Source organism: Propionispira arboris (genome assembly GCF_900109225.1).
Taxonomy (GTDB): domain Bacteria; phylum Bacillota; class Negativicutes; order Selenomonadales; family Selenomonadaceae; genus Propionispira; species Propionispira arboris.
Genome location: NZ_FNZK01000028.1, coordinates 1 through 14,245 on the forward strand (window position 1 = coordinate 1; position 14,245 = coordinate 14,245).

Here is a 14,245-nt window from a genome sequence, read left to right on the forward strand (position 1 = left end):
GAGCGCTTCTTCGTATGAATCGCTCCATTCAATCCGAAGGTACTTTTGGCATCATGAAAAATAACCGCTGGTACAAAAGAATCGTTCGAAAAGGCATGGAACAAGTACGTTTAGAGATTTTCCTGGTTTCTATCGGGCATAATCTTTATAAATACCACAATAAAAGACTACGTTTGAAGAAAGCCGCATAAACTGTAGAAAAACAGTTTTTATGGGGAAAGGGGTTGTGTACCCTTTTTAAGGTAATTGCCCGCTTGTTTACTCAATATGCATAGAAAAAGAGGATGTGGACAAAATGATTTCTCATTTTGTCACATCCCCTTTTAATTACCAACTATAAAATAAATTTATTCAGCAGCAGCTGCAATAACATCTATTTCCACCAAGGCATCTTTCGGTAAATTTGCCACTTCAATGCAAACCCGGGCCGGGCAATTTTGTGTAAAATATTTTGCATAGACTTCATTTACTGTAGCAAAATCACTGATATCTTTCAAATAAACCGTTGTTTTTATTACAGAATCCAGCGTGCAGTCAGCCGCGCTTAAGATAGCTTTCAGGCTGTCAAGCACGCGTGTTGTCTGCGCAACAATACCACCTTCGACAATATTTCCCGTCTTTGGATTAAGAGGAATCTGCCCCGAAACAAAAAGCAAACTACCATTTGTTTTTATCGCCTGTGAATATGGGCCAATCGCTGCTGGAGCCTGATCCGTTGAAATTATTTTTTTCATAATATTCTCTCTCCCTATTATAAATATTCTTTTTGTGCTATTTCCGTCGTATTTTTTTCAGCTCCATTTAAAATCGCATTCAAAACAACCGCCATGACACTGCCGACTGTAATACCGCTGTTTAAAATAAGCTGTGACCACTCGGGAAATTTATTATAAAATGTTGGCATCGCAACTGGAATCAGTGCCACTCCGATGCTGATTGCGACCACCATCATATTATAACTGTCATCAAAATCAACTTTTGATAATGTTTTAATCCCGCTTGCCGCTACCATACCAAACATTGCAATGCCGGCACCACCCAAAACAGAATTTGGAATCGATGCAACGACTGCTGCCATTTTAGGGAAAAGGCCTAAAATCATGAGTAGACATCCCGCCATAGCAACAACAAACCGGCTCCTAACTCCAGTCAAACTGATCAAACCAATATTTTGGGCAAATGCCGTATACGGAAAAGCATTAAAAATTCCACCCAAAATTGTTGAAAAGCCGTCAGCACGAAGTGCTTTTGCCAGTAGTTTTTCATTGATTGGTTTATCGACGATTTCTCCTACAGCCATGACATCCCCCGTTGTTTCTGCCATTGTCACCAACATAACAATTGTCATTGCAAAAATAGATGCCGGATCAAAAATAGGCCAGCCAAAAGCAAAGGGGGTAGTAACGCCAAAAAAAGCAGACTGTCCAACCGATGAAAAGTCAGTCACACCTAAAGGTATCGCAATAAAGGTACCACTGATCAAACCCAAAAGCACTGCTATGTTACTCCAAAATCCGGTAAAACAGCGATAGAAAAATAGAACAATTGCCAAAACAATCGCTGCCAAAAAGATTAAAGATGGATTACAATATTCTGGTGCTGCAGGATTGCCGCCCCCAGCCCACATTACAGCAACCGGCAATAAAGAAATTCCCATGATCGTAATAACGGAACCCGTCACTACTGGTGGAAAAAAACGCAGCATTTTACTAAAATATGTACTGATAACGAAAGTTACAAGCCCCGCCACCATCGCTGAACCATAAATGCCGCGGAGTCCATGTGCTCCGCCAATCATAATCATTGTGGTTACCGCACCAAATGTACACCCCTGCACAATCGGTAATTTAGACCCAATTTTAGGTCCAAGGCCTAATGTTTGAATTAAAGTTGCAATACCACACGTAAACAAATCTGCATTAATTAAATAAATCAACTGTTCTTTATCAAGATGAATTGCACTAGCTAGCACAAGCGGAACAGCTACCGCCCCCGCATACATCGCTAAAACATGCTGAAAGCCATAGATCAGCATTTTCACTAAGGACGGTTTTTCATCGACTGGATGAATCATTTCTTGCTTCATTACGTTTATTTTCCTGCTTTCTCTTATTTATTTGTCAAATCAGGTCGAAGACAGACTGCTTTTTCCAAATACACATGGTGTATTTCCTGCTGCTTTTTCTCCGTATTGACTAATAAAAGCACACGAATGCACTTTTCTAAACTGTCTTCAACTTCCATCTGCCTCGCATCAAAAAGTGGTACAAATTCCCAGCCAAGTTTGCGAGCTGCCGCCGCTGGAAAAGCTGCCGTAATGTCATCCGTTGCACTAAAAAGTGCCGCTCCAATATCTTCCGTTTCTATCTGATTTTGGCTTACCATTTCATTTAATAAATTTTCAACAGCCAAAAAAATTTCATTTTTATCATTTTTTTCGACTGTAATTGCTCCTCTGATGCCTTGCAAAGAATAGCCCTCCTCATTTACTCAAATCAATCGACAAACATTTGTCGTATCTCATCCACAGAATACACGATTTTATCCGGAGCAGCTTCCATCAGCTCGTTCTCCGTGCCATAGCCATATGCCACGGCAACGGAAGCTAATCCATTTTCCTTAGCTCCGATCACATCATGTTTGCGGTCACCAATCATAACAATCTGCTGTTTATTTACCTGTTCTAATTTTGATAATGCAAACTCAATCACAGCCCCCTTATCCTCACGTGTTCCATCAAGATTACTACCACAAATTTCCGTAAAATAGGAATCAATTTTGTGATACTGAAGGATTTGTTTTGCATGTACCGTTGGCTTAGCTGTTGCCAAAACAATCTTTTTATCCATATTTTTTAGTGTTTCCAGCAACTGCAGTACGCCATCATACAGTAGATTTTCCCTGATGCCTTCTTTTTCAAAACGTTCCCGATAATATTTAGTTCCCTGCCTTGCCTGCTCAGCCGTCAGACCATACCACTGCTGGTACGTAAACGAAAGCGACGGCCCAATACAGCGTGTCAGCTTCTCGATATCATTTTCTTCGATACCAAATTTTTCTAAAGAATATTGTAAACATCGAATTATGCCAATTTTCGAATCCGTCAATGTCCCATCCAGATCGAAAAATACGGTTTCATATTTTTTTAACTCCTGCATAGATTCACCTGCCGCTTTCTTTACTATTTCTTTTTCATAATACTAAATACCAGTCGCGTACACAGTATGAGTGCTGCAATATAACCAAAAACACCTAACAGTGGAATTTCCATAATTTTGGGCGTCATCTGTGTCGTGCAAATGATGCTTGAGCCTAAAAGCAGTGCCGAACTAATAATACCAACAATCAATTTATTAATCATCTTATCAACCTGCCGCAACGGTTCTTCTGATCCTGTAAGATCAAAATTCACTTTTGTCTGCCCACTCATCGTCATTTTTAGAATATCCGATACTTGTTCCGGCAGGCGCATTGACTTGCGCAGCAGGTTGTAACCATCTCGTTTTGCTTTTTCTATCTCTTCGCGCAGATCAAAATTCTTACGAAAATCAGCCTGCATATGGGTCGCAAAAATCTCAACAAAATGGACATCCGGGCAACAAATTCGCATAACGCCTTCAATGGTAACGACGCCACGAGCAAACATACTAATACCCGGTACGATCGCAATTTTATGCCGACTCAAAATGGCTAAAATTTTACGAGCCAGCGGACCTAAATGCAGACTTGTAAAATCCAAACCAACATATTCATTCATCATTGCATCGATATCTTCGTATAACCGCGTATGATTAATACGCTCTTTTGGAACCCCTAAGGCTAAAACTGCGGCCTTCATCTCATATGTATCATTATTGACGACAGCAAAAACTGCTTTTTTGAGTGCCGCACGGTCGCGAGTTGACAATCTTCCCATCATGCCAAGATCAAGCCAAACAATCTTGCCAGATCGAATCCAAATATTTCCAGGATGCGGATCGGCGTGGAAATAACCGTCATCAATAATTTGTTTTACATAATTTTCGCCCAGTTTTTTCCCGATATCATTAATATCATAGCCTAAAGCTTTAATTTCATTGATTTTATCGATTTGTATCCCATCGATATATTCCATTACAAGAATACGTGAAGTAGTCAATTGTCGATTGACTATAGGGCAGGTTACATAATCGATATCACTATTGCATTGACGAAATTCATCATTATGATTTGACTCCATCAAAAAATCCATCTCTTGCTTGGCTATCGCCCACATCTCGTCTAGTATCCTGTTAAAATCAATCAGACCACTTGATTCACTGATAACCTTCAAAATAGTCGCAGCACGCCGCAGCAAGACAATATCTTTGGACATTACATCATAGATTCCCGGTCTTTGAACCTTAATCACGACTTTTTCACCAGTTTTTAAGACAGCACGATGTACCTGAGCAATCGACGCCGATCCCAGGACTTGTTCATCAATGGATTGAAAAACTTTTGTCCATTTTGTTTTATATTCTTCCTCAATGACGATTTGAATCGTTGCAAATGGCAAAGGTTTGACCTCTGTCTGTAATTTGACCAATTCATCACAATATTCCTGAGGCAGAAAATCCGGCCGCATTGACATAACCTGTCCTAATTTTACAAAGGTTGGTCCTAAATCTTCTAAAATCATGCGCAATTTTTCCGGAGTCAGTCCATGCATGATTTCACGATTCCGCAATACCACCACTAATTCTTTTAAACGATTCGTCGCAAGGTGATCTTCTTTCGTATAATTTGCATTCTTGATCAGATTACCTAACATAAGACTATCCCCATTCAAAATTTGCTACAGTCATATTATAATATAAATTTCCTGTTTTAGGTATACAACCTTACAAAAAAAATAAAACGGAGGGCAACCCCTCCGCTTTTTTATTGTTTGTATTTTTCAGCAAGCTGCTGTTTTATCGTATCATTCGATAAATATTCATCATAGGTCGTCACTCGATCAATGATACCCTCCGGCGTGATTTCAATAATACGATTTGCAATCGTTTGAATAAATTCATGGTCATGTGATACAAAAAGCATGGTTCCCGTAAACGCAATCAACCCATCATTCAAAGATGTAATGGATTCCAAATCCAAATGATTCGTTGGTTCATCCAAAAGCAATACATTTGCACCACTTAACATCATCCGGGAAAGCATACAGCGGACCTTTTCACCACCGGATAATACCGAAGCTTCTTTTAAGCTTTCTTCACCTGAAAAGAGCATCCGACCTAAAAATCCACGAATAAAAGATTCATCCTGATCTTGTGAAAATTGACGAAGCCAGTCAACCAGGCTTAATTTCACACCATCAAAATAAGTCGAATTATCCATCGCCAAATAAGCTTGTGACGTCGTCACACCCCATTTAAATGACCCTTCATCCGCTTCTAGTTCGCCCATAAGAATTTTAAACAATGTTGTTTTTCCAATACTATTTGGACCTACCAAGGCAATTTTATCACCTTTTTTCAACGTAAAGCTAACATTGTCCAATACTTTTTCGCCATCAATTGTTTTTGAAATTCCCTCAACCGTAAGCAGTTGGTCACCAGCTTCACGATCCGGTTTAAACGCAACATAAGGATAGCGGCGCGAAGATGGTCTAAGATCATCAAGTGTAATCTTATCCAATAATTTTTTACGCGAAGTAGCCTGTTTTGACTTGGATGCATTCGCACTAAAACGCTGAATAAATGCCTGCAAATCCTTGATTTTTTCTTCTTTTTTCTTATTTGCATCTTTCGCTAAAGCCGAAGCCAACTGACTTGATTGCAGCCAAAAATCATAATTTCCGACATACAGCTGAATGTTTTCATAATCCACATCGGCAATATGTGTGCAAACCTGATTCAAAAAATGACGATCATGCGATACCACAATAACTGTATTTGTAAAATCAGCTAAAAAGTTTTCGAGCCAGTTGATCGAGTCTAAATCAAGATGATTTGTCGGTTCATCTAAAAGCAAAATATCAGGATTACCAAACAAAGCCTGTGCAAGAAGTACACGTACTTTATCCGTACCATCCAGTTCTGCCATTTTTGACTCATGTAACGATTCAGGAATCCCCAAACCATTTAACAGCCGTGCTGCTTCCGGTTCTGCTTCCCAACCATCCAGTTCAGCAAATTCACATTCTAATTCGGAAACCCGCATACCATCTGCATCAGAAAAATCCGGTTTAGCATAAAGTGCTTCCTTTTCATCCATGATTTCAACGATACGTTTATGTCCCATAATAACCGTTTTAATCACCGCATAATCATCAAATTCATAATGATTCTGCTTAAGAACAGCTAAACGTTCCCCTGGCGTAATATCAATACTACCATTTGTCGGTTCAATATCGCCGCCCAAAAGTTTTAAAAAGGTAGATTTCCCAGCACCATTGGCGCCAATCACACCATAACAATTCCCAGGTGTAAATTTGATATTGACATCTTTAAACAAGATCCTTTTACCAAATTGAAGTGTTAGTCCACTTGTACTAATCATAAATTATTATCTCAATCCTTTATATTAAATTTCATATATAGCAAAGATACATATACTTACTATTCTATCATATTCTAAATCGCAAGTCTAACAAATCACTCGATAAAAACAGCGATTGTAAAACATTTATGACCTTCTGAATACTTATGAAGGCAGCAGCAAACGTTTCAGAATTTTTCCCGTCTGGCTTTTGGGCATTTCAGCAATCACATGAAATTCACGCGGCACTTTATAAAGAGCCAGTTTATTTTGTAAATATTCTTTTAAGGCATGTTTATCAAAAACTGTCCCCTCTTCTAAAACAAGGAAGGCACTACCAACCTGTCCTCTCAGTTTATCCGCTATCCCTACAACGGCTGCTTCACGAATCCCCGGATACAAATATAATAATTCTTCAATTTCTCTCGGATATACATTTTCTCCCATACTAATGATCATATCTTTTAAACGATCTACGATAAAAATAAACCCATCGTCATCGCGATAAGCCATATCACCGGTATGCAGCCAGCCGTCTTGAAGAACCTGCATCGTCGCTTCCGGCAAATGCCAATAGCCCTGCATGACATTATCCCCCTGAGCAGTGAGCTCACCAACCTCACCATCTGGCAGCAGAATTCCCTTAAAATCCATGATTGCAACCGTCACGCCGGGAAGTTCCATACCAATCGAACCAACTCTTACGTTCGTTGGTGTATTGACCGAAATGACGGGTGATGCCTCCGACAGACCATACCCTTCCAAAATCGGCACGGCAAATTTCGCCATAAAATCAGCGGCAATTTTCGCAGGCAGTGTTGTCCCCCCTGAAACAACAAATCGCAAACTAACTAAATCGTTTGTCGACGCCAGTCTCGTCAATAAACTACAAATAGAAGGCACCGCATATAATATGCTTACCCGGTTTTTGGCAATCGCTTGAATTGTTTCTTTTGGTGTAAATGCCCCCAAAATCGTAATTGTCGCCCCAACAAGCAATGGGTTCAAAACTGCACAGGTCCAGGCAAAACAATGATACATTGGCAATACACATAATATATGATCAGTCGATTCTATCATTAAAGCATCTTTAAACATTTGTGCATTTCGTACGAGATTTTTATGGGTAAGAACCGCACCTTTTGGTTTTCCAGTTGTCCCAGATGTATAAATGATCATAGCTATTTCTTCCCAGGAAAAGCTTTCCGGCAAAACTGGTGAAGCTTCATAACAAACCAGTTCAATTTGGTTTTTAATATCCTCCAGTAAAATTTGCTGAACATTCACCTTATATGACTGTTCTTCTAATTGTGCAGTTAGTTTCAGACGATCCTGCGTAATGAAATATTTCATTGCAGCATCTTTCATGATATAAACAATCTCTCTGGGGCTCAGCTGAAAATTGATGGGAACCACTACTATGCCTAAGCTAACAAGAGCCATATAGGCATAAATATATTCAATGGAATTTCTCGATAAAAGCCCGACATTTTCGCCGCGTTGAATTCCTAAATGATAAAAATAATTTTTATATTTTTCGACATTTTTTTGTAAGGTAAGATATGTAATCCGGTTTTCTCCAGCAATCAATGCGATCTGTTCTGGTTTTCCCTGCACAATAAGCTCATGTATGAACATAAAAAAATTTACTTCCTTTCAAAACAACAACCTGCATAATAATCTTAGTAGAACACAAATCGAAAAAGAAGGCAAGTAATCATTTGACTACCTGCCTTCTCTACATGAAATAGAACAAGATGATCTTATTCAATGTATTAAATATGATACCTATCCTATTAGGCTGTCAGGAATGGGGTATAGGGCATCGTTTGCTTCCTACGTAACGCCACGAGCCCTACCCCCATTCCTGACGATTGCCATATAAAATGTTTAATGCCACTTATCTATTTCACTGCCGCAAAATATCCTGATAAATATGTAAAATTGTTTCACCATAATCATTGCCTGGAACTGCCCATCGCCCATTTAAATCTGTCCAAGTTGCTGCTGAAGCACTATTGCCAGCGGCACGGACAAAACTATACCGAGGATCGACAATATCCACCTGTGGCTGTCGCATCGATGAATATGCTAAAAGATGCTGGATATGAGCTCTGACGCCCAGCTGCGGATTGGGAAAATAAGCCCCATTGGCACTACTACTGGTTGAACCAAGTCCACAATAATTGTTTTGATTATATTGTACTGATCCGCCATAGCGAAAATACCCCGTTTCTTTTAATGCCTGAGCAAAAGCAATATCGGGTCTTATTCCCTCGCGGGTACCCTCCTCATAATAATAATCAACCAATTTATCTGGTGAAACCAATAGATTGGGTGATGGATTTACACTGAGCAGATACCGCAAGCACTGCTCTTTCGTAGCAACAGGCGGTCCCATAATGGTTAAACTTTCATTAAAAGCTGGCGGCATCTGAACTGGCTGCATAAGCACAACCGGTTTTTGAATCAGGTCCTGCCCTGTCTTTGTATTTTCTAACTGCAACCGAATTGCAGCTGACTCTTTTTCCACACTTTTATCATGATAATGTATTGGTGATTTTGCCAAGGCTGTCGTATGAAATGGAACCATTAAAACTCCACTTATTACGAGAATCATAGCAATCTTTTTTTCACACAATTTTTTCATGAAGCTTTCCCCCAAATGTCTTTTTTAAGCCTTAAGCTGGCTTATATTTTATAAATCAATGATTTAAGAACCCTAATTGAACAATAAATAAAATCATAAATATATACATTAAAGGATGTACCTGTGCCGCTTTACCGCGGAAAATCTTGAGCAAAGGATAAATAATAAAACCGATACCAACACCCGTGGTAATACTATAACAAAGCGGCATCATTAATAAAACAAGAAATGCCGGGAATGCTTCTTCCATATCATTCCAATCAATTTTACGCAGACCATTCATCATCAAAAACCCAACTATAATCAAAGATGGTGCGGTAACTGCCGGTAAAGATGCCAGCATCTGAGCAATCGGTGCACAAAATAGCACCAGAGCAAACAGTAGTGCCACAACAACCGCCGTGAAACCAGTACGTCCACCAGCTGCAACACCAGCTCCTGATTCTACATAAGACGATGTAGGGCTTGTCCCCAAAATCGCCCCAAAAGTACTCCCAAATGCATCAGCAAGCAAAGCACCTCTGATATTGGGGAATTTTCCTTCTTTAATGAGACCCGCTTGTTCGCCAATTCCCAGCATTGTTCCTGTAGTATCAAATAAAGTAACAATCAAAAAAGTAAAAATTATCGCATACAAACTACCATCAAAAACTCCCTGAACATCCATTTGCATGAAAGTTTTGTCAAGCCCTGAAGGCATGCTAAAGAACGTATCCGGTAAAACTAAAAGTCCCTGAAAAAAAGCGATAATAGCAGTTAGGATCATTCCCAAAAACAAAGCACCTTTAACGCGATTGACCATCAAAACCAAACTTATAATAAGCCCAATCACCGTTAAAAATGTCATTGGATCTTCCAAATTGCCTAAAGTTACAAGTGTTGCAGGTGATCCCACAACGAGCTTCGCATTTTGTAGTCCAATAAAAGTAATAAACAAACCAATACCGGCTGTAATTCCCTGTTTTAAGCTAATTGGAATTGCATCAATTAAGCTATTACGAAATTTAGTAAACGATAAGATCATAAAAATAACCGATGCAATAAAAACAGCCCCTAAAGCCTGTTGCCAAGCAACACCCATAGCGAGTACAACGGCAAAAGCAAAATACGCATTCATCCCCATCCCCGGTGCAATTGCGATAGGGTAATTTGCAACGATCCCCATAATTAACGTACCAATCATACTGGCCAAAATTGTAGCAACAAAAACACCATTGAAATCCATACCTGTTTTACTGAGAATTGCCGGATTAACCACAACAATATAGACCATCGTAACAAATGTTGTCATTCCAGCGATAATTTCTGTAGAAAAATCTGTTTTTCTTTCAGAAAACTTAAACCATTCTTTTAAATTCACGTTTTTTCCTCCTAAAACATATAATATCAAATTCATAGCATGCAAAAAGCAAAAAAGCCCATAACATAAACAAAGTTATAGGCCAATCAAACATTAAATGTATCCTACTAGAGTTATTCTATCACATTTCTATAAATTTTAACATCTCATTTTAGAAAATGCTGCCGAAATGAAAACGATCCAAAGCCAGTGTGAATTCTTGTTTTGTTGGATAGGATCCTTGGGTGCCTGTTTTTGTCACACTGAGTGCAGCAAACAACGTTGCTTGCTGTATCGCTTGTAAAATATCCTTTGTTTTTACATAGACCGCTGCAAAGCATCCAATAAAAGCATCACCGGCACCAGTTGTATCCACAGCCTGTACAGCATACGCCGGGACATGTTCACAATGTTCTTTATTGACCCAAAGTGATCCACGACTGCCCATTGTCACAATGACATTTTTGAGTCCCCGATCAACCAAAGTTAATGCCGCTTTTTTAATTTCTGCTTCCGATTCAACAGGAAGTCCGGTGATTATATTAAGTTCTGTTTCATTCGGTACAAAAAAATCACATTTACAGGCCATGTCAAGATCAAGATCCGCTATCGCCGGAGCCGGATTGAGTAATACCGGAATCTGATGTTTATTGGCAAATTCAATCGCTGCATAAACCGTATTCAGCTCTATTTCTAATTGCAAAATACAAAGAGCACATTGTTGTAAATCCGTGGCAGCAGCTTCTACATCAACTGCCGTTAAATATGTATTAGCACCTTTATTTATTAAAATACGGTTTTGTGATGATTCATCGACTAAGATTGTAGCGATTCCATTGGAGCTGCCTTTCGCTGTCCGTACGTATTTCGTATCAACCTGATACGCATTAAAATTCTCAAGCACCATTTTCCCAAATACATCATCACCAATTGTGGTAAGCATAAGAACATCTGCACCCAATTTTGCCGCTGCAATAGCCTGGTTAGCCCCTTTACCACCACAGTTAATAGCAAAGTCTTTCACTTCGCGCGTCTCTCCGGCAACGGGTATTATATCCGTATACGATATAACATCAATCATATTAGAGCCAATTACGGCGAGCTTCATCAAAAACCATCCCCTCGACTAGTTTGTTTTTAAATAAGCAACACTATCACGTTCAACCAATTCATTGCAAATCTGCATTTTTACTTTTGTTTTTGTATTTGTTTTCATCAAAGTAATCAAACGCTGTACCGCAAGTTGTCCCATTTCTTGCTTAAACACCCGTACGGTTGTAAGTGCTGGTGTAAATACACTGCAAAAAGAGATATCATCGAATCCAATAATTGAAATATCTTCAGGAATTCGATAGCCATTTTTTTGAAAAGCCTTCATCGCACCCAAAGCAATCATGTCATTTTCAGCAAAAAAAGCAGTTGGCAGCTCCGGCTTCGTTTGTAAAAATGAATCGACTGTGGTAAACACTTCATCCATCGTCGTCGGAACCTCGATAATATATTTGGGCTGGTTTGTTAAATTATGCTCCTGCAAAGCCCGTTCATACCCTTTTTGACGACATTGGAAATTCTGAATACGAACATCTCCTTTTAAATAACCAATTTGACTATGACCATGATCGACCAAATAATTTACAGCCTGCGAAACCGAATCTATATTGTTCATAAGTACAGCGTTAAAAGATAAATTTTCAAACCAGCAATCGAGTAATACCAACGGAACAGCTGCTTGTTGAAATGCTTTCGCATTTTGTTCATTAAGTTCTGTTCCAACTAGCAAAATAGCGGATGATGTATCATTTAGGATCTGATTGACCCGTTCTTCATAATCTGGACTATTTCTATATAAGTTAAATATTGTTGTTTCATACCCGGATTGTCGACTTGCATTTTCTACACCTTCAAGCAATGCTGCAAAAAAAGGTGAATCTGAAAATACTTTACCGCTATCACGGTATGTCACAACCTTGATATTCTTGATTTTTGTTTCATTCAAATAACCATACTCTTGGGCGATTTTAAAAATTTGTTCGGACGTGTCTCGATTAACCCCTTTTTTATTATTTAAAGCATTTGAAACGGTTGCAGGGGAAAAGCCGGACAATTCACTTATTTTTTTTATACTGATTTTCATTCCGCACTCTCCTCTCGCAATATATTCTAAACCACATTGCTCAAAATCGCAAATTCTATTATATTTATAAATTTTTTTCTTCGCTCATGCCGAAAAAGCTACACCGGCACGCAGTATAATATTGGGATACGGAGTAAATTCACCCGTACGAATTGCAAAGCGAACCTGTTTTGATTGTTCTTTTAGATCCTCATGCAATATAAATTCATGTTCCACGCCCTGAAGTTTCTGCTGAATATGCTGTAAAAGTGTTGGATTTTTTTCTTTAATATCTTCAGCCAACGAATAAAATTCGACTTCAGCTTCTCCAATAACTGCATCTAATGTCTGTTTAAAAGTTGGTACACCACCGCATAATGCCAAATCTACAATAGGTATCCCCTTAGGTATTGGCATCCCGGCATCACCAATCATAAATAAATCCTTATGACCAAGTGCTGCAATGAAACCAGCCAGCTGCGCATTCAAAATCCCACATTTTTTCATATTCAGTCCCCCAGTTTTATATTTTTATTTCCTCTTTCGGTTCCGTCTTAGAATCATTTCTTGCCTGCAATGCAATCTTCGCCTGCAAATTACGTTGGAACTGATCGACAATAACAGCGAGTATAATGACAACCCCTTTGATAATCATCTGCCAAAATTCCGAAACACCACACATAACCATGCCATCTGAAATAACACCGATTACAAAAGCACCAATAATCGTTCCCCCGATGGTACCAATCCCACCAGCCATTGAAGTCCCGCCCAAAACCGCAGCAGCAATTGCATTCATTTCCCAAGTTTCGCCCGATGCCGGATGAGCTGCTTCAAGCTGCGATGCTGTAATAATTCCGACAATGGCCGCACAAACTCCGGAGAATATATAAACCAAAATTTTTACTTTATCCACTTTTACGCCCGATAATTTTGCAGCCCGTTCATTTCCCCCAATTGAAAAAACATGCCAGCCAAATGTTGTTTTTTTCAATAAAATGCCAGCAATAATGGCAATAAAAACTAAAATCAAAGCCCCGACTGGCATCCCAAATACGCGACTGCCAAATACACTGAGCCCCGTATTACCTAATGCTTCATTACCGATAATATTAGAATAGGTTGCACCATTTGAATGGAGCATTGCAAAACCACGGGCAATATACATCGTTCCCAGCGTCGCAATGAAAGGTGCGACACCAAATTTTGTGATGATGATCCCATTTAACCAGCCAACAAATGCACCAACCATAAGTGTAAAAAGAACTACGATCGGTACACTAAAATACAGAGTCACACCAAACATTGTCAGTGTAAAGCCATTATTAATCAGACCGCCAGCAATCATCCCCGCCAATCCGACAACAGCCCCAACGGATAAATCGATACCCCCGGTAATAATAACATATGTCATGCCAATCGCTAAAATACCATATAAAGCAACATGTTTAGCCAATAATAAAAAGGTATTCGTTGATAAAAAATTAGGAGTTGCAAAACTAAAGAAAAGTAAAAGCAACGCCAAAACAATTAAGGTGCGGCCCTTTAATAACGTAAGTGCCAAAGAATTACTGCTCTGTTTTTTATGCAAATTGCTTGTAAGATCAGTCTTCATTATCCAAATCATTCCTTTCATGCAAGT

General features: G+C 39.1%; 14 protein-coding genes. 1 reads left to right on the forward strand and 13 read right to left on the reverse strand.

The genetic code is table 11. The annotated features are described in order from the left end of the window. A partial coding sequence (locus BMY14_RS19400; RefSeq protein ID WP_177177638.1) for a transposase occupies positions 1-191 on the forward strand: 191 nt, incomplete at its 5' end. Positions 192-347: 156 nt separating this feature from the next. On the opposite strand, the gene BMY14_RS19405 is transcribed toward BMY14_RS19400, so the two are convergent. The 13 genes from BMY14_RS19405 to BMY14_RS19465 form a co-directional block, all read right to left on the reverse strand. Next, positions 348-734: a RidA family protein gene (locus BMY14_RS19405; RefSeq protein ID WP_143063200.1), complete on the reverse strand. Its 387-nt coding sequence runs from the start codon at positions 732-734 to the stop codon at positions 348-350. A 17-nt stretch (positions 735-751) separates the two neighbouring features. Continuing rightward, positions 752-2,086 carry a nucleobase:cation symporter-2 family protein gene (locus tag BMY14_RS19410; RefSeq protein ID WP_091835636.1) on the reverse strand — a complete coding sequence of 445 codons (1,335 nt, stop codon included), beginning with the start codon at positions 2,084-2,086 and terminating at the stop codon, positions 752-754. A 23-nt stretch (positions 2,087-2,109) separates the two neighbouring features. Further along, positions 2,110-2,469, reverse strand: coding sequence for a chorismate mutase (gene aroH, locus BMY14_RS19415; protein ID WP_091835639.1), 360 nt, complete (start codon positions 2,467-2,469; stop codon positions 2,110-2,112). A 26-nt stretch (positions 2,470-2,495) separates the two neighbouring features. Then, positions 2,496-3,158 (reverse strand): HAD-IA family hydrolase, encoded by a 663-nt coding sequence (locus tag BMY14_RS19420; protein ID WP_091835642.1) that lies wholly within the window; start codon positions 3,156-3,158, stop codon positions 2,496-2,498. Positions 3,159-3,181: 23 nt separating this feature from the next. Next, positions 3,182-4,792: an ABC1 kinase family protein gene (locus BMY14_RS19425; RefSeq protein WP_091835644.1), complete on the reverse strand. Its 1,611-nt coding sequence runs from the start codon at positions 4,790-4,792 to the stop codon at positions 3,182-3,184. Positions 4,793-4,902: 110 nt separating this feature from the next. After that, the gene (locus BMY14_RS19430) at positions 4,903-6,522 is read right to left on the reverse strand and encodes an ABC-F family ATP-binding cassette domain-containing protein (RefSeq protein ID WP_091835647.1); all 1,620 of its coding nucleotides are present in this window, start codon (positions 6,520-6,522) and stop codon (positions 4,903-4,905) included. 144 nt (positions 6,523-6,666) lie between these two features. Beyond that, on the reverse strand, positions 6,667-8,139 hold the full coding sequence (locus tag BMY14_RS19435) for a class I adenylate-forming enzyme family protein (RefSeq protein WP_091835650.1): 1,473 nt from the start codon (positions 8,137-8,139) through the stop codon (positions 6,667-6,669). A gap of 271 nt (positions 8,140-8,410) precedes the next feature. Then, positions 8,411-9,151: a glucosaminidase domain-containing protein gene (locus tag BMY14_RS19440; protein ID WP_091835653.1), complete on the reverse strand. Its 741-nt coding sequence runs from the start codon at positions 9,149-9,151 to the stop codon at positions 8,411-8,413. Between the two features lie 55 nt (positions 9,152-9,206). Further along, the gene (locus tag BMY14_RS19445; protein ID WP_281246471.1) at positions 9,207-10,511 is read right to left on the reverse strand and encodes an NCS2 family permease; all 1,305 of its coding nucleotides are present in this window, start codon (positions 10,509-10,511) and stop codon (positions 9,207-9,209) included. A gap of 151 nt (positions 10,512-10,662) precedes the next feature. Further along, entirely contained in the window at positions 10,663-11,598 is a 936-nt protein-coding gene (gene rbsK / locus BMY14_RS19450; protein ID WP_091835655.1) for a ribokinase, read from the reverse strand. 18 nt (positions 11,599-11,616) lie between these two features. After that, positions 11,617-12,624, reverse strand: coding sequence for a LacI family DNA-binding transcriptional regulator (locus BMY14_RS19455; protein ID WP_091835658.1), 1,008 nt, complete (start codon positions 12,622-12,624; stop codon positions 11,617-11,619). An 84-nt stretch (positions 12,625-12,708) separates the two neighbouring features. Next, positions 12,709-13,110: a D-ribose pyranase gene (gene rbsD / locus BMY14_RS19460; RefSeq protein WP_091835661.1), complete on the reverse strand. Its 402-nt coding sequence runs from the start codon at positions 13,108-13,110 to the stop codon at positions 12,709-12,711. A 16-nt stretch (positions 13,111-13,126) separates the two neighbouring features. Then, complete coding sequence (locus tag BMY14_RS19465) at positions 13,127-14,218, reverse strand: ABC transporter permease (RefSeq protein ID WP_177177675.1); 1,092 nt, start codon at positions 14,216-14,218, stop codon at positions 13,127-13,129. Positions 14,219-14,245: the final 27 nt, after the last annotated feature.